The sequence below is a fragment of the Bacillus sp. SD127 genome (assembly GCF_058566445.1).
Genome location: NZ_CP191226.1, coordinates 3,400,290 through 3,422,499 on the forward strand (window position 1 = coordinate 3,400,290; position 22,210 = coordinate 3,422,499).

The following is a 22,210-nucleotide window of genomic DNA, read 5'->3' on the forward strand; positions in this document are numbered from 1 at the left end:
TCCTTGATCGTTCCTCCCTTACACGCCGTTTTCATCTATTGTAGGGGAAAAATAAAGCGCTTTCAACACAAAAAAGCCGGCGCATTCGCCAGCTTTTCTTTTTATGCATGCACCGCAAGCCCAATTGTGCTTAACAATGCTTCGTGCAGCGTTTCCGACAGTGTCGGATGGGCCGCGATAAAATGCTCTGCCATATCCGCCGTCATTTCTCCGTTCATGATGGCAGCCGCCTGGCCGATAATCTCGGTCACATCCGGTCCGATCATTGAGACTCCGACGATTTCGCCGAACTCCGGTTCCGCCACGATCTTGACCTTTCCTTCCGCTTGGTGTTTGATGAGCGCCTTCCCGTTTGCGGCAAAAGGAAATTCACCAATCTGTACTTCTCCGTAAACGTGTCTTGCCTGTTTTTCAGTCAATCCGATACATGCGATTTCCGGCGATGTGTAAATACATCGAGGCACGTTTTTTTCGTTCATTTTGATGTCGCGTCCTGAAGCGTGTGAAGCGGCGATGATTCCTTCATGGAAAGCAGCATGGGCCAGCTGAATGCCACCGATCGCGTCCCCGCATGCGTAGATATGAGGCACATTGGTCTGCATCTGCTCATTTACGGGAATACCTTTTTGGGAAAAATCAATTCCCGCCTGGTCAAGCTGTAATCCATCCAGATGAGGTTTTCTGCCGATCGCCACCAGCACATAATCGGCCTTCGTCTTAAACTCACGCTGTCCGCTTTTCCATATCGCCGTTTTGGCTGCTTGATCAACACGCTCTAACCGGGAAGAAGTGTGAACTTCAACTCCGTCTTCCTCAAGCTTTTCCTGAAAGAGACGGGCGATATCCTCGTCCTCTGCCGGGATCAGCTGGCCGGCCGTTTCAATGATCGTCACCTTCGATCCAAGTCTGGCGAACAATCCGGCATACTCGCAGCCGATCACACCGCCGCCGACAATCACAAGCGAACCGGGAATTTCAGAAAGGCCGAGTGCATCTTTGCTGTCGATCACCCATTCGCCGTCAAACGGGGCAAAGGGCAGCTGGATTGGCTCTGACCCGGAAGCAATCAATATTTGTTCAGCCTCTCTGATTTCTTTGCCGTTCTCCCCTTCGATCAAGAGCTTCTTGTCAGAAAGAAAGGAGGCCTCTCCCTTCACGACTTGTATTTGATTTTTTTTCATTAAGTACTGTACGCCTTGGACAAGCTGGCTGACAACCTGCTGTTTTCGGCTCTGCATTTTGTCCCAATCAACCGATATTGCACCGGGCGGAAGTTCAATGCCGAAGCGCCCGGCATGTTTGATTTTATCGAGCACATTTGCGCTTTCTAACAAAGACTTCGTCGGAATGCAGCCTTCATTCAGACAGGTTCCTCCAAGTGAGCCTTTGTCAATGAGCAACACCTTTTTTCCCTGCTGTGCCGCTGAGACTGCTGCCGCATAGCCCGCTGGTCCCCCTCCGATAATGGCTAATGTCATGTTCTTTCACCTGCTTTTCTATAAAATTAACGCTGCCGGTTCCTCCAAATAAGTTTTGATCGTCTTCAGAAATTCAGCTGCCGGAGCGCCGTCACAGGTTCTATGATCAAACGTCAGGCTGAGCGGCAGTATCGTACCTCTGACAATCTCCTCCCCTTGAAAAACCGGCGTGTCATAGCTTGCTCCGATGCCGAGAATGCCTGTTTCGGGCGGATTTAATATCGGCGTAAAATGCTCCACGCCGGATGCGCCAAGGTTTGTGATTGAGAAGGTCGAGCCTTGCAATTCTTCGCTCCCCGCACGTCCCTCGCGTGCTTTTTTGGCGTTTTCCGAAATGGTTTTGGCCAGCTCAATCAGCGGCAGTTTTTCAGCATGACGAATGACAGGCACAACCAACCCTTTTTCAAGAGCAACAGCCATTCCAAGATGAACATGAGGAAGTGTGATAATGCGCTCATTTTTGTAGAAGCTGTTCAGCATAGGATGTGATTGGAGAGCGAGCACCGCAGCTCTTGAGACAAAATGAGTCATCGTTAATTTCGTGCCGTGCCGTTCCTCTGCTGTCGGCGAAAGCTGTTTTTGAAGAGCTGCCAGCTTAGTGATATCAGCCTTCATTGTAATCGTCAGCTGTGCGCTGTTTGCCAAGCTTTCCTGCATTCTGGACGCGATCACTTTTCTCATGCCTGTAACCGGCGTTTCCTGCGCCTTTTGATCAGAAACTGGCTCAGCCTGTTCTCTTTTTTGTTCAGAAAGCGCCTTTGTGACATCATCCTTCACGATTCGTCCGCCTGGTCCTGTGCCTTTCAGCTGTTTCACGTCTAATCCCGCTTTTTCCGCGATTTTCCTGGCGACTGGAGATATTTTGATTCGTTCTTTTTTACCGGCTGCGGGTTTGTTTTCTTGTTTTGAAGGCTGGACAGCTGGCGGCTCACTATCTTCTGCAGCAGGCTCTTTCGCCTCTTCCTGCACCGATTCATTGGCGTTCCCGATATAGCAGATGGCTGTACCGGGCGGAACCTCTTCCCCTTCTTTCACCTTAATATCAATCAGCGTGCCCTTTTCAGGCGCTTCGATTTCCATTTCTATTTTCTCCGACTGAATGCTGGCGATGCTTTCTCCCTTTTCAACCGGATCTCCCACTTTTTTGTTCCAAATCGATACTTCTCCTTGTTTCATGGCCATTCCCAACTTTGGCATCACTACTTTGACCGCCATATGTGTCCCCCCTTTAATTCACTGCCGGCTCGCCAAGCAATTCAAGCGTGACGCTGACGATTTTATCTGGTGTCGGCAAATATTGGTCTTCAAGCACTGGCGAAAACGGCACAGGTGTGTGCGGCGCTGTAACCCGCTTAATCGGCGCATCCAGCAGATCAAAGCCTTTGTCGGCCACAATCGCGGCTATATCTGTGGCTATACTGCATCGCGGATTGGCTTCGTCAATGATGATCAGCCGGTTTGTTCTTTCTAACGATGTGAAAATTGCTTCCTCATCCAGAGGAGACAGACTGCGCGGATCAAGAACTTCGGCTTCAATGCCTTTTTCTGATAATTGTGCTGCCGCTTCGAGTGCGGTATTGACCTGCTTGCCGATCGCAAACAGCGTAATGTCGCTGCCCTCGCGTTTGATGTCCGCTTTTCCGAGCGGAATTGTATAATACTCTTCCGGCACTTCGCCTTTCATGTTGTAGGACGTTTTGTCTTCAAAAAAGAACACCGGATCGTTGTCTTCGATCGCCGCAAGCAGCAGACCTTTGGCGTCATACGGATTCGACGGAACAACCGTCTTCAGCCCCGGAATGCTTGTGAAAAGGCCGTACAGCGTCTGGGAGTGCTGTGCCGCAGCCCGGAAACCCGCTCCGTATGTGGTGCGGACGGTAATCGGCACTTGCGCTTTTCCGCCGAACATATAGCGGAATTTTGCCCCTTGGTTGATGACCTGGTCAAAGCACGTGCCGATGAAATCGTTAAACATCAGCTCCGCAATCGGTCTCAGCCCTGTTGATGCCGCAGCCATAGCGGCGCCCATATAGCCCGCTTCAGAAATAGGCGTATCCAGCACTCTGCTCCGTCCAAATTCCTGAACGAGCCCTTTTGTGACGCCTAATACGCCGCCCCATGCTTCATCGTCCTGCAAATGATCGACTGCCGCTCCTCCGGCTACATCCTCACCGATCAACAGCACATTTTCGTCCCTTCTCATCGCAAGTTTCATCGCCTCGTTGATCGCGTCTGACATGCTTATGACTCTTGCCATCTTACATTCCTCCTTTTTCATATGAGACATATACATCTGCCAGCAGCTCTGATTCTTTCGGATATGGGCTGTCTTCGCTGAAGGAGACTGCTTTTTCAATCGATTCTTTGACGCTTTGTTCAATATCTGCCAGTTTTTTTTCATCCGCCTCTTTTAACAGATAGTTTTTAAAACCTTGTATGGCATCCTTTTCTTCAAGGTGCTCAGCTCTTTCATCCTTTGTTTTATAGGTTTGGGCATCTCCTTCGAAATGGCCGTAGTTTCGGTAAGTCATGCATTCAATCAAGGATGGGCCTCCGCCGTTTCTTGCTCGTTCAATCGCTTCCTCTGCTGCCTGATAAACTGCTAAAATATCTTTTCCGTCCACGGTTACTCCCGGCATGTTATAGGCAGCTGCCCGATCAGCGATTGAATCACAGGCTGACGCGTACTCAAATGGCGTGGCTTCGCCGTAGCCGTTGTTTTCAGCGATAAACACAACTGGAAGATTCCATACAGCCGCTAAGTTGAGGCCTTCATGGAAGGTTCCTTGATTATTTGCTCCGTCTCCAAAAAAGCAAACGCTTACATTATTGGTCTGTTTATATTTAGCCGTGAGCGCTGACCCGCATGCGAGCGTAAATCCGCCCCCGACGATTCCATTTGCCCCTAACATACCTTTATTGAGATCGGCAATGTGCATCGACCCGCCTTTGCCTTTACAAAGCCCTGTCGCTTTCCCGAAAATTTCCGCCATCATGCCGTTCAGGTCACAGCCCTTGGCAATACAATGGCCATGCCCTCTATGTGTGCTTGTAATGCTGTCGCCATCATCTAAGTGAGCGCACACGCCTACAGCTACAGCTTCTTCACCGGCATACAAATGGACGAATCCGGGAAGCACTCCCTCTGCGAACAGTTCATGCACTTTGTCCTCAAAGCCCCTGATTTCCAGCATCTTTTGGTACATCCACAGCGCTTTTTCCTCAGTTAATGACAAGCCTTCTCGTTTTAACAGTTCCATTGTGTGTGCCTCCTTCTATTTAGGGTTCGCATTAATGAATGCAAGAAGTGTGCCAGCTATTGGATGCCTGTAAAATCAGTCTTCTATGTTGATACCATGAGACAGTTTGAGACAGGTGTCTCATTTTGTCTCGATATGAAACCATGTGTCTCGTTTTATTCCAAATAAAAAAGACCGGTCACCAGCCCGGTCTTTTGACGTCGATCGACATATTTATTTCCTCGGAAATCTTATCAACTTCCTAATGCCTCTGCATCGTTTTTCTGAATGACGGTTTCGGGAGTAAAATCAATTGAATATTTTACATAACCGAAGCCGCCGTTCCCGTCCTTCTGCATGCAGTCTATCGTGCCTCTGAAATATGTATACCCTTTTTGATTAAGCGTTTTTCTGACGGTTTCCGCCATCGCCGCGGCATCTGTTTTTGTTCTGAATCGTCAAACTTAGCGGCGCTCTTTCAGCCAATTGCTTTCTCCAGCTTGTCTCTAATGTAAACTGGGCGTGTTCAACGCTGATATCTGCTTCGGCTTTTATAAGTTGCGGAACGGCTTTTTTCAAATCCGCTTCGATTTCCTTTGATGCTTCTTGATTTAGATGTTTTGCAACAGACTCGGTATAGGCTTCTTCAATTCCATCGCAGGTTACCTTAGGATGGAGAACCCCCATCGCGCACATTTGGTAGCTTTGAGGTTGGGTGTTTGCTTGAAACACATATTCCGAGGTTTTCGCGTTATAAACTCCATTCGTGATCTTAATTTCTTTTTGAGGATAGGTCTGTTTCACATATGATGTGAGCTTTTGCTCTGCGGCATTTTTGGAAAATGGATCACCGAATAAAAAATGATAGATATAAAAGCCGCTTCCACATACCGCAATGGCAAGGAAGCCAAACACCATTCTTTTCATTTACACACCCTTTTCCGGTTATGTACGTATTACAGTTCTTGTTTTTCTTCAACCGCCCTGTTCAGTGCCTGAAGCATGTAACCAATGCCTTTGTACGGTGCCAGCGGCCAGCTGATATGCTGATGATCTCCGACGACCGTGCTCAGGACTTTACGATATTTTTTCCCGCCGAGCATGACGAGCTCTTCTTTTTCAAGAAAACCCTTTTCACGATATTGGCGGCTTAACTTCTCCTCTGTCATAATCTCTGGATGACCGCTCCCGAATGCCACATCGTAGTTTTCCGGCACGATGTCATCAGGACGCAGGAACCCGTGCTTCGCCGACAAAATGACCCACTCGTCAAAAAAAGCTTTTGCATACCGCTCGCACGCCTGATGAAACGGGCTCAGGTAAGCGTCTTCCGCCCTCGTCGGCCCCGCATCAGGCTGAACATCCCAGATTTTTTTCGCGCCGCAGGGGATGATGCATAGTCGTTTCATATTGATTTTCGAACTCCTTTTATCTTCTGGACTATCACAATGATTAAAATCCCGATCATGATCGCACAACCAACAGCGACCGTAATCAACGGATACAAAAGAGGAAATATGACATTGGGAATCACTTCATACATATCAGAATGATACCCCATTGAATTTCCTCCAACGTATGAAAAATTGAGCAGTTTTACACTCAATGGATCCTTGCTTCTATCAGAATAGCTTAGAAGCTTCTCCTTTACAGTCCCATCCTGATGAATCCTGATTATTTTCCATTTGCTTTTTTCAAGACTTATTTGATCGTCAGTTATTCTCTGAACAATGTAAACCAGATTTTGATCAGTCTTTCGATCCTTTACCGTTAATATTTCAAGCCATGAAAAGTATCTTCCTCCTCTTTCTCGATTAGAAAGCCATACTTCAGAAGGTGATGAGAGATCTCGGCCGTCTAATTGATACTGTATGTTAACAATCTCTCCGGCAGGGACGTTTTCGTCTTTATCCCAGCTTGTCAAGGGCGCATGTTTTCCTGTTTTGGTCTCAATAATCCTAATATGATGATTAAATATGTTGATATTTTGAGTATCTATCGCAGGTTCATAACCTTGCTTGTCTTGATATGCATAATGAATGTCATAACGATTTGTTACGTTGTGATCTATTATATTTTCTCTCAATAGTACAAAGATAGGATAGGCTGAAATCACGATCAGCAGCAGGCCTATACCTGTACAAAAATGCATTCTCTTCATTTGATTCTCCTCTTTTTTCATACCTATCAATGTACCATAAATCCAACAAATCGTCTCCTTTATTTGGAAATCGCTTCGAATGACATAAAAAAAGAGGGGATTCTCCCTCTACTTCAACAGCTTCAATGCCGCTTGCTTCAGAAGCTGAACGCTTCGCGGAAGAATATCTTCCTGGATATCGAACTTTTCATGATGATGCGGGGCAGCGATGTCGGTGCCAATGATCATATATGTCCCTTTTCCTCCCCGCTCCTGAACTCTTTTGATCATATAGCTTGCGTCTTCACTTCCTCTTGAGCCGGTCTGGATGCCTTGCAGTGAGGAAAATCCGCCAACCTCTCCAGCAGCTTCTAGCACGGTCGAAACCATTTCCTCGTCACATTTGATCGGAATCGCTCCGCCGATGATTTCGACCTCATGTTCAAGCTCATGCATGGCTGCGCTGTGGGCGATGATCTTTCTCACCCGCTCTTCCAGATCGCGGTTGACCTCTTCTGAATCAGACCGCGTTTCAATGATCATTTTCGCGTGCTGCGGGATGATATTGGCCGCTGTTCCGCCTTCAAGCACGCCGACATTGATCCGGGTATCGCCCGAGCTGAAACGCGGAATGGCATGTATATTTAAAAGCGCCGTCGCCGCCCCTAGCAAAGCATTTCTGCCATGCTCAGGAGCCGCTCCTGCATGTGAGGAGACGCCCCGGAAATGAGCAGCCATTTTCGTAGTGGCCAGAAATCCTTCTGCACCGCCGTATACTTCCCCAAGCGGCACATTAGTCCCCAGATGATGGCAGAGGAGATAATCAACATCGTCCAGCATGCCTTTCTCAGTAACGGCATACGCTCCGCGGACACCCTCCTCAGCGGGCTGGAAAATCAGCTTCAGAGTACCTGCAAAGTTTCGATGTGCCAGCGCTTCAGCAACGCCTAGCCCGATCGCGGTATGTCCGTCATGGGCGCATGCGTGCATATTTCCTTCAAATGCAGAACGGAAGCCCTTGGCGTGAGGACCATGGTCAGCATCTGCGCTTTCTGTAATCGGAAGTGCATCCATATCAAAACGAAGCGCAACGACGGGTCCCGGCGTATTCCCTTCAAGTCTTCCGATGACAGCGGTATATCCGCCTTTCATCGGCGCAATGATATCAGGATCGGCTCCATTTTCAATTGCACGGTCAAAAGCGCGCTTCAGTTCTTTTTCTGAAGGAACGCCTCTGCGGGCCTCGCCATCCATTGCGTCCTTGCCATATGTCACGTGATATCCCAGGGCTTGAAGAGTTTCCACAACCTTTCCGGCTGTGCGAAATTCTGTAAAGCCCAGTTCGGGATGCCGGTGAAAATCTCGTCTTATTTGAATCATATCCATATGTCTCCCACCCTTTGCCGTTTTTATTTTGCATAAACGCCCGGTCCGATCGGCCAGCCGAAAGCGTACCAAATGAACATCATGAGAAGCCACGCCAAGAAGAACAGAACCGTATACGGAATCATGGTTGAGATCACAGTTCCGAAGCCCGCATCTGATTTGTAGCGCTTATAGTAAGCCATCAGCATCGGCAAATACGGATTCATCGGCGTAATGGTGTTTGTCGCGGAATCCGCAATCCGATAGGCAATTTGAATAAACGCGGGATGAAAATCCAGCAGCATCAGCATCGGGATAAACACAGGGGCCAGCAGCGCCCATAAAGCAGAGCCGCTCGTAATAAACAGACTGACGACACAAGTCAGCAACGAAAATCCGATTAATACAGGAAAACCTGTTAAATGGATGGATTCCAGAAAGTCCGCTCCTTTTACTGCCATAAAAATCCCCATATTGCTCCACGTGAAAAAGGCGATAAACTGCGAAATAACAAAGACGAGCACAATAAAGCCTGACATGCCTTTAATGGAATCTCCCATCAGCCTCGGGACGTCTGTCTGATTCTTAATGCGCCCGGCCACGATGCCATAAACAACCGATACAGTAATAAAGAACAGCAGAATGATGGGGATGATGCCTTTCAAAAAAGGCGAGGAAAGAATCGATCCGTTTTCAGGATCACGCAGAAGCGCTCCCTCTGGAACAACTAATAACGCAATGACTCCAGCATATAAAAGGGCCGCTGCCCCCGCCGCCTTCAGTGCTTTGATCTCTTTTCCCGTTAACGCCGCCATTTCAGGCTTGTATTCTCCGCGGTAGCTGCCAAGCCGGGGTTCAACGATTTTATCAGTAACCCATGCACCGATAAAGGCTAAAACAAATACGGAGGCCGCCATGAAAAACCAGTTATCGACAGCCGATACCTGAGCATTTTTATCGACGGTTTGCGCGACCTGTGTGGTAATGCCGGAAAGAAGCGCGTCTGTCCCGGCGATCATCAGATTGGCCGTGAATCCTGACCCTACACCTGCCGCAGCGGCCGCAAAGCCGGCAAGCGGATGACGCCCGGCTGCCATGAAGATCAGGGCGCCAACCGGCGGGATAATGACCCATGCCGCATCAGACGCCAGATTCCCTAAAATCCCGACAAATACGACGGAATAGCTGATGATCGCTTTCGGAACATGCGCCATCATCTTTTGCAGCACAGCCTCGATCAAACCGACGCGTTCCGCCAGCCCGATGCCGAGCACCATCGTGAGCACAAGTCCGAGAGGCGGAAATTGAACAAAGTTGTTCACCGCTTCCGTCAGCATCCAGTGAATGCCCTCGGTGCTGAGCAAACTCTTAACGGCTACCTCTTTCCCGTCTCCCGGATGTGTCACTGCGTTTCCTGCCAGCAAAACAGACATGGCAATGATGATCATCGATAAGTAGATAAATAACATAAAAGGATCAGGCAATTTGTTTCCGGCCTTTTCGATCCACTTTAATATTCCTTTATGCTCGATTTTTTGTAAAGAATCAGCGGTCATGACTTCCGGCAGATGTTTAGCCATAGCGCCCTCCTATAATCGGTTTTAGTTGATCTTCATTGAAATCGATTCACGGGAATGCAGAATGAAATAGACTGAATTTACAAATAATTTAACACCTGCTGATAACGCTTTTTCATCGAACGTGAATTTAGGATGGTGATGCGGATAGATCATCTCCCCGGTTCCCGCTCCCAAAGCGATATAACAGCTAGGCACTCGTTCAGAAAACGCGGAGAAATCCTCTCCGCCCATCATTGGCGCTAACGGAAATACCTGATCCTTCCCCCACAGATTCTCTGCTGCTTGTCTGACCAGTTCGGTTACGTTCGGATCGTTTACCACAGACTTGTATCCATGGCGGTAATCAAAATCATACGACGCGCCATGGGCTTCAGTTACGCCTTTTATAATGGTTTCCATGAGCGCTTCCGTATTTGCCCGGACTTCCTTTCGAAACGTCCTTACCGTCCCTCCAAGCGTCACAGTATCGGGGATCACATTGTAGGCGGAGCCCGCATGACACATGGTAACAGAGAGCACCAGTCTTTCGGCAGGATCTGTATGTCTTGAGGCAATGCTTTGCAAATGAGTAATGACTTGTGAGGCAATCACAAGCGGGTCAATACACTGTTCAGGCTGAGAGGCATGCCCGCCTTTTCCTTTAATCGTGATATCAAAGCGATCAGAGTTAGCTGTGACCGGGCCTGATGCCAGTCCGATTTTTCCTAAAGGCATGGCAGAAAACAGATGGATGGCTATGCATAGATCAAGATGGTCCGCAACACCAGCCTTCACCATTTCCTGCGCTCCGCCAGGATGAACCTCCTCGGCATGCTGAAAAATAAAGTAGACTTCGCCGCTAAGCTCATCCTTTTTCCGAGACAAAATCTCAGCCGCCCCAAGCAGCATGGCGGTGTGCCCATCATGCCCGCACGCATGCATTACACCTGGATGGCGGGAGCGAAAAAGACTGTCATGCTCCTCTTGAATCGGCAGCGCATCCATATCAGCGCGCAGCCCAATTCGCTTGCCCGGCCGCGCACCGCTCAGCCGGGCAACGACACTTGTCCTTGTCGGGCGGCTGATCTCAAGATTTTCAAAAGAAGAGAGCGTATCATATACAAATTGAGCTGTTTTTTCTTCTTGAAAGGACAGCTCCGGGTATTGATGAAGATGTCTCCTCCATTCAATCACGTTCTTATATATACTGGCGTATTCATCCATCATGCTTCCAGCCTCCATTCTGTTTTAGAAACTCTTGCATTTACTTTATTGATTATATGGGGCTGGTTCAATTGGAATGTCAGACAATCTGACTTATTGAATCAAAAAAGAAGAGGAATCTGACAGATTCCTCTTCGTCTGTTGTATTTTTGCACAGTGAAAATAAACTTTTCCTAAATAACTAACTTATAAAGCAAAAAGAGCGTCCCGCTTCGCTTTTACCTTGAATTAGGAAACATCTACTGTTGCTCCGCCCCATCAAGATACTTACTCTCAAAGTCATCGAGCAATGCACGCACTTCATCTGTTGACTTAGTGTTCATGCACTGGTTTCTTAATTCACTTGCTCCGCGGAATCCGCGGAGGTAAATTTTGAAAAAGCGAGGAAGAGGCTTGTATGGACGCGCTTCTAATGCTGAATATTTATCATGAAGATCCAGATGCAGCCGTAAGAGATCAAGCAATTCCTTGCTGCTATGCTCTTTCGGCTCCTTTTCAAAGGCAAATGGATTTGTAAAAATACCGCGCCCTATCATAATTCCATCGACACCGTATTGTTCAGCAAGTTTTAATCCAGTTTGGCGGTCAGGAATATCCCCATTGATCGTCAACAGTGTATCTGGCGCTACCTCATCACGAAGTTTCTTAATCTCCGGGATGAGTTCCCAATGCGCATCCACTTTGCTCATTTCCGCTCTTGTGCGCAAATGAATGGAAAGATTAGCAATGTCCTGTTTCAATACGTGTGTCAGCCAGTCGCGCCATTCATCTATATCCGTGTAACCAAGTCTAGTTTTCACGCTTACTGGCAATCCGCCTGCTTTTGCTGCTTGTATTAGTTCTGCTGCAACCTCTGGACGACAAATAAGGCCGCTTCCCTTTCCATTTCCCGCAACATTAGGTACAGGACAGCCCATATTGATATCTAGACCCTTAAACCCTAGTTCCGCCATACCAATACTCATTTGGCGAAAGTTCTCAGGCTTGTCTCCCCATATATGAGCTACCATTGGCTGTTCATCCTCAGTGAAGGTCAAACGGCCGCGCACACTATCCTTCCCATCCGGGTGACAATAGCTCTCCGAGTTTGTAAATTCTGTAAAAAACACATCAGGTCTTCCTGCTTCACTCACTACATGGCGGAAAACAACATCTGTCACATCTTCCATTGGTGCCAGTACAAAAAATGGCCGTGGTAATTCACGCCAGAAATTATCTATCGTCATTACATTCAAATCCTTTCATTATGGGATACGGCTACACCTTTATCCCAAAATTAAAAAGCTGACCATGCTTCTTTTACACTTATAGCATGCTTAAGCACTTCTTATCAAACGATAGTAAATTTTGAACATTTAAATCTTTACTAGTCACACATAAAAAGTGACAAAGTAAACCGACTAGAAAAGCAGTTTGAGTCATAGGGTTAGGTACATGATCCAAGTTTCAGTGTATGTTCCTGCAAATTTTCTTTCAATAGCTTGGGTGGGTTGCGCATGAAAAAGACCCAGAAATCGGCAATGTTCATTCTACCGAAATCCAGATCTGATTAGGAATTGATTATTTTAGTTAGACGATTTCAATACAAGCTGCGCCACTGCTTCAACGTGAGCCGTCTGCGGAAACATATCGACAGGCTGAATATATTCCACGCGATAGTCTTTCGACAGCGCCTGTAAATCCTTCGCAAGCGTGGATGGATTGCAGGAAACGTACACAAAGCGTTTCGGTTTGACTTTTTTGATCGTGTCCAGGAACGTAGTGTCACAGCCAGTTCTTGGCGGGTCGACGATGACGACGTCCGGGCGGAAGCCTTCTTTCGTCCATTTCGGGAGCCAGTGCTCGGCTGTTCCTGTTACGTACGTGGCATTTGTCATGCCGTGTTTTTTGGCGTTTTTCTTGGCATCATCAATTGATTCCTTGATGACGTCCATGCCGCGGACTTCCTTCGCTCCGTCCGCCACCCACATTCCGATGGTGCCGACGCCGCAATACGCGTCAACGACTTTTTCTTTTCCGGTCAGCTGCGCCGCTTTTTTCACTTCGTCATACAGCTTGACGGTTTGCTCCGGGTTGAGCTGGAAGAAAGCGCGGGCGCTCAGTTCAAATGATACGTCGCCAAGCACCTCTTGGATCACTGTTTTTCCGGCGAGCGGTTTTGTTTTCTCACCGAAAATCACAGAGGTTTTCGCTCCGTTTACATTTTGAATAATGGATTTCACCTCAGGCAGCCGCTTTTGGATCGCTTTGACGATTTCTTCCTTATGCGGAAGCGTTTCTTTTGCTGTCACAAGCACGACCTGCACTTCGCCTGTTTCAAAGCCGACTCTCGTCACTATCGTGCGAACGTCGCCTTTTCTTTTCCGTTCATTATAAACAGACACATTGAAATCCTCTAAAATGCGGCGGACGATGCCTGTTGTTTTATTTGTTGCCGGATGCTGGACGACACAGTCTTTGATCGGCACGATATCATGAGAATCAAGGCCGTATAAGCCGGCGATGATGCTGCCGCTTTGTGAGCGTCCGATCTGGAATTGGCTTTTGTTGCGGTAATTCCATGGATTGTCCATGCCGACCGTTTCTCTGATATCCATGTTTTCGACTTTAAACTTCGTATGGCGCTCCAGAGACTGGATGACGATGTCGCGCTTTTCCCGAAGCTGCTGGCTGTATGCAAGATGCTGAAGCTGACAGCCGCCGCACTGCTCGTAGACAGGGCAAGGCGGTGCCACCCGATGCTCCGAAGCCTTGCGAATCTTCTTGATCCGTCCCTCCGAAAACTTCGGCTGCACTTTCGTCGCTTGGACGACAACCTCTTCACCAGGAAGCGCGCCGGGCACGAACACGACTTTTTTCTTGAAATAGCCGACGCCTTCCCCGTTAATTCCGAGACGTTTAATCGTCAGCGGAAAGGTCTGTCCGACTTTCAGTTCGACGAGCGCCTTTTTGTTTTGTTGGTTCACGTTGTTCTCTCCGTTTCTATATGAAGCTTTCTGCAGATGGCAGAAAGTGAAATGTTTTTTTCACATCTTTCTAGTATAACACGTTTGCACGATTTCCTTCATTGTCAGACGAATTATTCTATACTCCTCCACAAATACAACGACGCATAGCTCAAATAAGGCTCCCACTCCTTGCTCATCGCGAGCATAACATCCTTTGCCGGTTTGTCGTCCAAATTGAAATGGCGTTTGATCGCGTTTTGCAGTCCGATATCGGCCAGCGGGAATAAATTGGGCCGTCCGAGCCCAAACATCAGCACGTTTTGTACTGTCCATGGGCCGATGCCTCTGATTTTGATCAGTTTCTTCATGATGTCTTCATCTGTCAGTTGGGGCAGCTCTGACAAATCGAGTGTGCCTTCTGCAATCATCCTTGACGTATCAATGGCGTATTCCGCTTTTCTCATGCTGAACTGGAGCTCGCGGAGATCTTGATAATCCAGCGCCGCAATCGTTTCCGGCTTCGGATAGCACCACACGCCGTCCTTCTGCTCGCCGAAGGTTTGGACAAACCGTTCTGTCAAGGTGTACGCAAAAGATAAATTCAGCTGCTGATGCACAATGCATTTCATGATACAGTTGTACACGCTGTAGTCTAATACCAGCGGCGTGCCTGCATGCTCTTCAAAAATCGCGGAAAGATTCGTTTTTGAGAAATGATCAAGGACATGCTGCAAATCATGTTCCCATTGAAAAATCCGTTTGATTTCCTTCATCATGTCTTCCTGCTCTGTTTCCCCGCTGACGAGAAACTCGGGCTCGTCCGCATGGCCTAAAGCCTGCACCTTCACAATACATACGTCACCGGCCTTATTTCTGATCGGCACTCTTATGTCCCGCGCTTTCAAATCAACTGCATTCAGAGGGTCTAACGCCAGCCTGTCGAGCACACGGTCAAAATGGTACGGCGGTGTGACCGATACTTTTTCTTTCCACATATGATCAGCCCTTTTTCCGTTTTTTGTTCAGTATACCACGCGGCTGGAAACCTGTAGAAAACACTGTATACTTTTCTGAAAAAGGCCGCATGATATAATGGCACGTGGAGGGTTGTTTATGATCAACATTACCGCTATCACAACACAGCATCAGCTTTTGAAAAATATACCGATCGAACGGGTTGAACAGCCGGATATTGCGTGGTACTGGGTTGATTTTTACGGCCCGGAGGAAACGGAAACCGCGTTATTGAGAGATTTTTTTCATTTTCATCCGCTTGCGATTGAAGATTGCTTTCAGCATATGCAGCGCCCGAAGCTTGACCATTACGATGGCTATCGCTTTTACGTGCTTCATGCGCTGAATCAGGAAACACTTGAGACCGAGGAAGTCGATATCTTTCAAGGCGAAACATTTGTCGTCACCTTTCATTTACACGAAACGCCCGGTATCGCCAAAGTCCGGGAGCGATTATATGCTTCACCGGACATGTTTAAAAAAGGGCCGGGGCATATTTCTTACATGATCATGGATCAGCTTGTTGATGAATATTTTCCTCTGGTGTACAAAATAGAAGACCGGCTGAATGAGATTGAAGACAGCCGCAGCCACAAAACGTACGGGACGCTGATGAGCGAGGTGTTTGAGCTCAGAACTGACCTATTGCATCTCAGGCGGACCATTATTCCGATGCGTGATTTGCTGTATCGGATTTTAAGTCTTGACCATGTGAAGGAGCAGCGGGAAACAAAGGCATACTTCAGCGATATTTATGATCATTTATTAAAGCTTTCAGAAATTGTGGAATCTAACCGCGACATGACGTCCGATTTGCGTGACAGCTACGTGACACTGAATTCGAACCGGATGAATGCGATTATGATGACATTGACCATCGTGTCTACGATTTTTATCCCGCTCACGTTTATCGCCGGCGTTTACGGCATGAACTTCGACAACATGCCGGAGCTTCACTGGAAATACGGATATTTTGCCGTGCTTGGCCTGATGGCCGCTCTTGTGGCCGGCATGCTGATATGGTTTGTACATAAAGGATGGTTCAACATCTTTAAATGAGGACAGCGTGAAGCTGTTCTTTTTATTTTGGTAAGCCGATTTCCAGCATATCCTGTTCATTTTGTATATAATGAAAAAAATGTTCAGGGAGTGATCAGATTGAAAATCGCTGTGATCGGACTCGGCAATATGGGACAGCCCATTGCCCGAAACGTGCTACAAGCAGGTCATCGTTTGACAGTATACAATCGGACGAAAGAAAAGACGGAAGAATTCGCATCCCAGGGCGCCCAAGTGGCAGAAACGCCGCGCCAGGCGGCCGAGACCGCTGATATTGTCGTGACAATGCTTTCCGATGACAATTCTGTCAGCAACGTGACGTTCGGCAAAGACGGATTGATTGAAGGGTTATCAGAGAATGGCATTCACATTTCGATGAGCACGATCAGTGTGGAGTTCTCAGAAAAACTTGCGGCCGCCCATGCAGAAAAAGGACAATCCTTCCTTGCGGCTCCTGTGCTGGGAAGACCGGATGCCGCCGCAAAAGCCGCGCTTCGCATTATAGCGGCAGGACCCGCGGAAGCAAAAAAAACAGCAAAACCTCTGCTCGAAAGCTTGAGTCAGCAAGTGTTTGACGTCGGCGAAGAAAGCAAAACAGCAAACGCAGCGAAAATCAGCATCAATTTCCTGCTCGTATCTATGCTGGAGGCGTTATCTGAATCATTCCTGATGATGGAGAAATACGGATTAGAGCAAAAACAATTTTTAGAGATCGCCAACGCGCTTTTCGGCTCCCCTGTATATCAAAATTACGGAACGATCATGGCCGAGCAAACATTTGAGCCGGCGGGCTTTAAAATGTCATTAGGGTTGAAGGACACCAATCTGGCGCTCGCCGCCGCGGGGCAGGTTTCTGCAAACCTCCCTCTTGCCGAGCTGGCGAAAGGCCATTTTGAAAGCGGTATTGAAAAAGGGCTTGGAAACCTAGATTGGGCCGCTTTAATAAAATGCATAGAAAAATAGTAAAAGCCTCTCCATTGCGGAGAGGCTTTCATGTTTACAAAGACGGCAGCTTCATTTCTTTCTCAAACATCAAGTCATCAATGCTTTTAAAGGTATAGCCTTGTTTTTTCAGGTCGGTAATCGCATCGTCCAGCGCCTCGGCATTGTCCTTGGAGACAGTGTGAAGCAGGTAAATCGCACCCGGATGCGCCTGTTTGATCATGTGGCCGTAGGCGTATTTTTTCCCTTTTTGATGATTGATTTTCCAGTCGACAAAAGCGACGGACCAGAAAACGGTTTGATAGCCCATGCGTTTTGTTTCTTTCAGCACATATTCACTGAACACGCCGCGCGGCGGCCGTAAGTATAGGTTGTCCTGCTTTCCCGTGATCTTATAAACTTCCTCGTTGACTGAATCAAGCTCGTCCTGAATTTGGTCTGCTGTTTTTGTCGTCAGATCCGGATGGTGAAAGGAGTGGTTGCCGATGATATGCCCTTCATCCGACATCCGTTTGATCAGCTCGGGCTGATCCTTCACGAAATGCCCGGTGACAAAAAACGTTCCTGTCACGTGATGTTTTTTTAAGACATCAAGCACCTTTGGCGTATAGCCATTTTCGTAGCCGTTATCAAATGTTAAATAAATTGTTTTTTCTTTTGTATTGCCTAAATAAAACGCGTCATATTTTTTGATCAGGCTGTTCAGCTGTTTTCCCGCATCTGGCGGCTGATGATTAACGCTTCGCTTAAAGCCCCAATTAATCGGCTCATTCGGTACCGCATCTGCCTGTTTTGCTCCTGCTGCAAGCAGGACGGCGGCGCAGCATATTGCACACATCCACTTCATGGCCAGCGCTCCTTCTGCATTTTTTCTTATTTTACAGAAAGGCGCCCTGTTTTATACTGACGCTTTATGCCAATATAAAAAACCGCGGCATGCGCGGTTTTATTCCCAGTCTTTTTTAAATCGTTCATATTTGGCTTCCAGGTCATCCAGCATGCCGATGAGCCTGTCTATATCTTCAACGTCTGTTGCTTCAGGGTCTAATGAATCGATGACGTTCATAAACATGTCTAGTCTGTTCTTTAAATAATCAAGCTGCTGATCTTTATTGTTTACTGCGTTCCCCATTCTGCGCCTCCATTCATTTTTTATTATGGTAGCTCATTTTTTGCCGTTTTTCAATCGCCCCGCTACTTGCGATCTTGGCAAATCAGGTCTAAAATTAACTGTTGGCAGCGTTAGTATGCCTCATTTATAAAGGAGTTAGATAGTCATGACACAAAACACGAAGCTGCGTCCGATTACACCTGAGTTCGACCCTTGGGAAGCCTATATGGATGTCGACCAGTATGGAGATATGCAGCTGACGAACGTTGAATTTACAACGACGACACTGTGCAATATGAGATGCGAGCATTGCGCTGTAGGCTATACATTGCAGCCCAAAGACCCGAATGCTCTGCCAATAGATCTTCTGTTAAAACGGCTGGAGGAAATTCCCCGCCTCAGATCCATCAGTATTACAGGCGGAGAGCCGATGCTTTCATTAAAATCTGTAAAGGAATATGTCGTGCCGTTATTGAAATACGCCCACGAGCGCGGGGTGAGGACCCAAATCAATTCAAACCTGACTCTCGATATCGAGCGATACGAATGGATTATTCCGTATCTTGATGTGTTACATATTTCTCATAACTGGGGAACGGTTGAAGAGTTTGCGGAAATCGGTTTTGCTATGATGGACAGAAAACCGACCTTCGAGCAGCGTGCGCGCTATTTTGATAAAATGATCGAAAACAGCCGCAAGCTAGTGGATGCCGGAGTGATGGTATCAGCGGAAACGATGCTGAACAAACGCACACTTCCGCACATTGAGCATATTCACCGCCAAATCACAGAAGATATGAAATGTCAGCGTCATGAAATCCATCCGATGTATCCGAGTGATTTTGCGAGCGCCCTTGAATCTCTCAGCCTGAAGGACATGAGACAGGCGATTCACCGTTTGCTGGATATTCGTGATGAAAAGACATGGATGCTGTTCGGCACACTGCCGTTTTACGCATGCAGTCCTGATGAAGAGGATCAAGAGCTGCTTCGCCGGCTTCGCACGGCGAAAAACGTGACAGTGAGAAATGACCCTGACGGCCGGTCGCGCCTGAATGTCAATATTTTTGACGGGAATATTATTGTGACCGACTTTGGCGATACACCGCCGCTCGGCAATATACAGACGGACAGCCTGCCTTCCGCCTATCAAAAGTGGAGAGAAACAAAGCTGGCCAAAGAACTGAACTGCCACTGCCCGAATGTCCGGTGCCTCGGACCAAACGTTCTCGTCAAAAACAGCTACTACCAGGATACAGATTTTTCAAAACGTCAAGCCAGGAGTTAGATGCGGATGGAAGAAACACTTACGGAGATTTTTCAGAATAAAATCGTTGATATTCTCCTCGTCGCCGTCATTTTGTGGATCGGTGTTTTTATCATTAACCGATTGGTGCAGTTATTTTTTAAACGGACGGACTTTATTGAAGAAAGAAAAGAGAAAACCATTGAAAGCCTTGTCCGTTCTATCACCCAATATACGGCGACGATCGGTTTTATCTTTTATGTTATTTCTTTATTTGTGCATGATTTCGGCAAGATTTTAGCCGGGGCGGGCGTAGCCGGTATCGTCATCGGTTTTGGCGCCCAATCACTGATTAAGGATGTGCTGGCGGGTGTGTTTTTAATTTATGAACGCCAGCTTCATAAAGGCGATTATGTGACGGTAAACAATTTATTTAACGGCACCGTCGAAGAAATCGGCCTGCGCTCGCTGCAAATCCGTGAATGGAGCGGAAAGCTTCTCACCATCAGCAACGGCGAGGTCAGACAAATAGAAAATTATAATATTGATTTTATGCGGATTACCGAATCTTTTCTCATCAGCTTTAAAGAAGATCCAGATCGAGTATACAGTGTGCTGGAGGAAGCGTGCGACATGCTGAATGAAGAGCTTCGCGATTCACTGAAGCGGGATGAATTCGGAAACCCGACAGAGCCTTTTCAAATACACGGCATCACCGCTTTGAATAAAATCAACCGCGGGGTTGAATTTACCGTAAAGGGCATGGTCCGGGATGAAGATTATTTCAGTGCCAGCCTTGCCGCCAGACGGGTTCTCGTTCGCCAGCTGTACCAAAACAATGTGCAAATGCTTGAGGAAGCTGTAAGAATTGAAAGAACCCAATAAAAAAACTGATTCCATTATAGGAATCAGTTTTTTATTTATCTTGGCTGTGAGGAAAGCTGGAAGCTAAACGTGACATGGTCTTGAACCGGAATCCACGCGCCGATTCCCTGTGACGTGACATTTTTCACAACAAGTTTTCGTTTATTGCCTTTGAGCACTAAATAGACTTCTCCGTAAGTCACTTTCCCTTTTTCATTCACAGCCGGAGCATATGCGTTTAAATAACCGAGTTTTTTCGGAGCGACTTTATAAATTTGGTCTCGTTTTGTTCCCGCTCCGATGACCGTTTCAAATGCAAGCGGAAGATTTGTTTTTTTCATCGCCTTCAGCATCATCATGCTTTTGACATCTTCCGTGTTTGGAACTTTTGCTGTCAGGCCGCCCGTTACTCTATATTGCTGCTCTTGGGCATAATGCATTTCAGCCGTTTGTTTTCCGCCGCGGTTATCCGCGCGGTTTGTATTGATTTTTTTATATTCCCAGTTGGCGACTGTTTCATTCGATTCATATCCAAGCGCCCATTTCCCGAGAAATATTGTGGCCCGGTAGCCGACCGCAAGCGGTGTGCCAGAGACCGTAGACTCGTTCAGCATTTTGATAAGGTGCGGATTTTCGATCTGTACCTCTGATGAACTCAGCAGTTCCTTAGCCAGCTTGCTCGGCTGAAGCATCGGCTGATCCTGTGAAGCATTCGGATACGTGTTTTCTTTCGAAATGCTTGCTACAGAATTTGGCACCTTAAACTGCTTCTTCGCGTGGATGGGCTGAACGCCGAAAAAACTAAAGAATAACAACACAATAAGTGTGGAATGAAATAGCTTTTTCATCATATCACTCTTTCTATCGCATTTTCCCTTAGTCTTTTCATCCCGCTTTGTTGTTATCCATCATTTTTTCAGGTTAAAGAAGGAAAAAGCCGATTGCCATAATGACATAAGCCGCTAGCAGCGTGGCACCTTCAAACCAGTTGGAATCACCATCATTCGAAATGGCAATCATCAAGAGAACGGAAGACACCATCGCGACAAGCTCCGGCAGTGTAAACACAAGCGGCATGCTTACCGGGAAAAAGATGGAACAGATCACAAGAACCGGTGCGACAAACATAGCAATCTGCAGCGTCGAACCGACTGCAATTTCAACTGCAATATCCATTTTATTTTTATAGGCCATAATGATGGCTGACGCGTGTTCCGCCGCATTACCGACAATCGCAACGATGATGACCCCGATAAACAGCTCGCTCCAGCCGAACTGTTCAGCAACCGAGTGGAATGTGTGCACCAGGTTTTCGGATATGTACGCCACGACAATTGTTGCTGCAAACAAAACAATCGTGGCAACCTTCCCTGACCATTCCGGCTGCTCCTCTTCCTCAGGCTGGACAGCATTGTTCGGCTGATATACACCGCGGTGCGTGACAAGCTTAAAGTACAGAGCCGCCACATATAACAGAATCAAAATGATGCTGATGCCGATGCTTAAATTAAGCTTGCTTGTATCCCCCATTCCAACCGAAAATACCTCAGGAATTACGAAAGCCACAATAATGGCGAAAATCAAAAGCCCGGAATTATGGCGTGCATCATGGATATTAAACTCCTGCCGCTTGTATTTTAAACCGCCGACAAAAAACGATAAGCCCGCAACCAGCAGGAGATTTCCCAGCACTGAACCTGTTAAAGAGGCAAGCACGATTCCTGTAAGGCCTTCCTTTAACGCAAATAGCGAAATAATCAGCTCAACCGCATTCCCGAAGGTGGCGTTCAACAGACCGCCGATCCGCGGCCCGGCAATAATGGACAGCGATTCTGTCGCTCTTCCCATATAGCTTGCCAGAGCAATAATTGTTACACAATAGACTGCAAAGAGAATGGCAGAAGGCCAATGCATCAAACTGCCGATAACAGAAAGCGGAACACCAGCCGCCACTAATATAAAAAAGATACGATTCATAGTGAATTGACTCCTTTTGTATGACTTGTTTTATTTTTATTCTT

At 47.2% G+C, this 22,210-nt stretch carries 20 protein-coding genes and 1 pseudogene; 4 read left to right on the top strand and 17 right to left on the bottom strand.

Annotated features, from left to right (window positions below; genetic code table 11):
- Positions 1–101 precede the first annotated feature (101 nt).
- From lpdA to ACQVGS_RS17880, 13 genes and pseudogenes are all read right to left on the bottom strand, one after another.
- Positions 102–1,478: a dihydrolipoyl dehydrogenase gene (gene lpdA / locus ACQVGS_RS17820; protein ID WP_106021614.1), complete on the bottom strand. Its 1,377-nt coding sequence runs from the start codon at positions 1,476–1,478 to the stop codon at positions 102–104.
- A gap of 18 nt (positions 1,479–1,496) precedes the next feature.
- Positions 1,497–2,693, bottom strand: coding sequence for a dihydrolipoamide acetyltransferase family protein (locus ACQVGS_RS17825; RefSeq protein WP_106021615.1), 1,197 nt, complete (start codon positions 2,691–2,693; stop codon positions 1,497–1,499).
- A 13-nt stretch (positions 2,694–2,706) separates the two neighbouring features.
- A complete protein-coding gene (gene acoB / locus ACQVGS_RS17830; protein ID WP_106021616.1) occupies positions 2,707–3,735 on the bottom strand; it encodes an acetoin:2,6-dichlorophenolindophenol oxidoreductase subunit beta in 1,029 nt (342 codons plus the stop codon).
- A gap of 1 nt (position 3,736) precedes the next feature.
- Positions 3,737–4,738 carry an acetoin:2,6-dichlorophenolindophenol oxidoreductase subunit alpha gene (gene acoA, locus ACQVGS_RS17835; RefSeq protein ID WP_106021617.1) on the bottom strand — a complete coding sequence of 334 codons (1,002 nt, stop codon included), beginning with the start codon at positions 4,736–4,738 and terminating at the stop codon, positions 3,737–3,739.
- 233 nt (positions 4,739–4,971) lie between these two features.
- A pseudogene (locus tag ACQVGS_RS17840) lies at positions 4,972–5,644 on the bottom strand (YfjL-like protein).
- A 29-nt stretch (positions 5,645–5,673) separates the two neighbouring features.
- A complete protein-coding gene (locus tag ACQVGS_RS17845; protein WP_106021618.1) occupies positions 5,674–6,126 on the bottom strand; it encodes a DUF6884 domain-containing protein in 453 nt (150 codons plus the stop codon).
- Positions 6,123–6,878, bottom strand: coding sequence for a hypothetical protein (locus ACQVGS_RS17850; RefSeq protein WP_127695668.1), 756 nt, complete (start codon positions 6,876–6,878; stop codon positions 6,123–6,125). Before ACQVGS_RS17850 ends, ACQVGS_RS17845 begins: the two co-directional genes overlap by 4 nt.
- Positions 6,879–6,986: 108 nt before the next feature.
- Positions 6,987–8,243 (bottom strand): amidohydrolase, encoded by a 1,257-nt coding sequence (locus ACQVGS_RS17855; protein WP_103672419.1) that lies wholly within the window; start codon positions 8,241–8,243, stop codon positions 6,987–6,989.
- Positions 8,244–8,266: 23 nt separating this feature from the next.
- Positions 8,267–9,802 carry an AbgT family transporter gene (locus tag ACQVGS_RS17860; RefSeq protein WP_174754409.1) on the bottom strand — a complete coding sequence of 512 codons (1,536 nt, stop codon included), beginning with the start codon at positions 9,800–9,802 and terminating at the stop codon, positions 8,267–8,269.
- A gap of 21 nt (positions 9,803–9,823) precedes the next feature.
- Positions 9,824–11,008 carry a M20 metallopeptidase family protein gene (locus ACQVGS_RS17865; protein WP_106021620.1) on the bottom strand — a complete coding sequence of 395 codons (1,185 nt, stop codon included), beginning with the start codon at positions 11,006–11,008 and terminating at the stop codon, positions 9,824–9,826.
- Positions 11,009–11,244: 236 nt separating this feature from the next.
- Positions 11,245–12,231, bottom strand: coding sequence for a tRNA dihydrouridine synthase (locus tag ACQVGS_RS17870; protein ID WP_127695670.1), 987 nt, complete (start codon positions 12,229–12,231; stop codon positions 11,245–11,247).
- A gap of 339 nt (positions 12,232–12,570) precedes the next feature.
- The gene (gene rlmD, locus ACQVGS_RS17875; protein WP_400152651.1) at positions 12,571–13,971 is read right to left on the bottom strand and encodes a 23S rRNA (uracil(1939)-C(5))-methyltransferase RlmD; all 1,401 of its coding nucleotides are present in this window, start codon (positions 13,969–13,971) and stop codon (positions 12,571–12,573) included.
- A 113-nt stretch (positions 13,972–14,084) separates the two neighbouring features.
- Positions 14,085–14,948 carry a DNA-3-methyladenine glycosylase family protein gene (locus tag ACQVGS_RS17880; protein ID WP_106021626.1) on the bottom strand — a complete coding sequence of 288 codons (864 nt, stop codon included), beginning with the start codon at positions 14,946–14,948 and terminating at the stop codon, positions 14,085–14,087.
- A gap of 118 nt (positions 14,949–15,066) precedes the next feature.
- Here ACQVGS_RS17880 and corA point away from each other — a divergent pair, with 118 nt between their 5' ends.
- Both corA and ACQVGS_RS17890 read left to right on the top strand, forming a co-directional pair.
- Positions 15,067–16,026: a magnesium/cobalt transporter CorA gene (corA, locus tag ACQVGS_RS17885; protein ID WP_059291643.1), complete on the top strand. Its 960-nt coding sequence runs from the start codon at positions 15,067–15,069 to the stop codon at positions 16,024–16,026.
- A 99-nt stretch (positions 16,027–16,125) separates the two neighbouring features.
- On the top strand, positions 16,126–16,989 hold the full coding sequence (locus ACQVGS_RS17890) for an NAD(P)-dependent oxidoreductase (RefSeq protein WP_254518114.1): 864 nt from the start codon (positions 16,126–16,128) through the stop codon (positions 16,987–16,989).
- Positions 16,990–17,023: 34 nt separating this feature from the next.
- On the opposite strand, the gene pdaA is transcribed toward ACQVGS_RS17890, so the two are convergent.
- Positions 17,024–17,815, bottom strand: a complete 792-nt coding sequence (gene pdaA, locus ACQVGS_RS17895) for a delta-lactam-biosynthetic de-N-acetylase (protein WP_024120592.1) — start codon at positions 17,813–17,815, stop codon at positions 17,024–17,026.
- Between the two features lie 99 nt (positions 17,816–17,914).
- Entirely contained in the window at positions 17,915–18,100 is a 186-nt protein-coding gene (locus ACQVGS_RS17900) for an SE1561 family protein (protein ID WP_010333401.1), read from the bottom strand.
- A 145-nt stretch (positions 18,101–18,245) separates the two neighbouring features.
- On the opposite strand from ACQVGS_RS17900, the gene yfkAB reads away from it, so the two are divergent.
- Entirely contained in the window at positions 18,246–19,367 is a 1,122-nt protein-coding gene (yfkAB, locus tag ACQVGS_RS17905; protein WP_059291645.1) for a radical SAM/CxCxxxxC motif protein YfkAB, read from the top strand.
- On the top strand, positions 19,368–20,210 hold the full coding sequence (mscC, locus tag ACQVGS_RS17910) for a mechanosensitive ion channel protein MscC (RefSeq protein ID WP_083504394.1): 843 nt from the start codon (positions 19,368–19,370) through the stop codon (positions 20,208–20,210).
- Positions 20,211–20,245: 35 nt separating this feature from the next.
- On the opposite strand, the gene ACQVGS_RS17915 is transcribed toward mscC, so the two are convergent.
- Both ACQVGS_RS17915 and cax read right to left on the bottom strand, forming a co-directional pair.
- A complete protein-coding gene (locus ACQVGS_RS17915; protein WP_081638251.1) occupies positions 20,246–21,040 on the bottom strand; it encodes a YfkD famly protein in 795 nt (264 codons plus the stop codon).
- 70 nt (positions 21,041–21,110) lie between these two features.
- Positions 21,111–22,166 (bottom strand): calcium/proton exchanger, encoded by a 1,056-nt coding sequence (gene cax / locus ACQVGS_RS17920; RefSeq protein ID WP_024120588.1) that lies wholly within the window; start codon positions 22,164–22,166, stop codon positions 21,111–21,113.
- Positions 22,167–22,210: the final 44 nt, after the last annotated feature.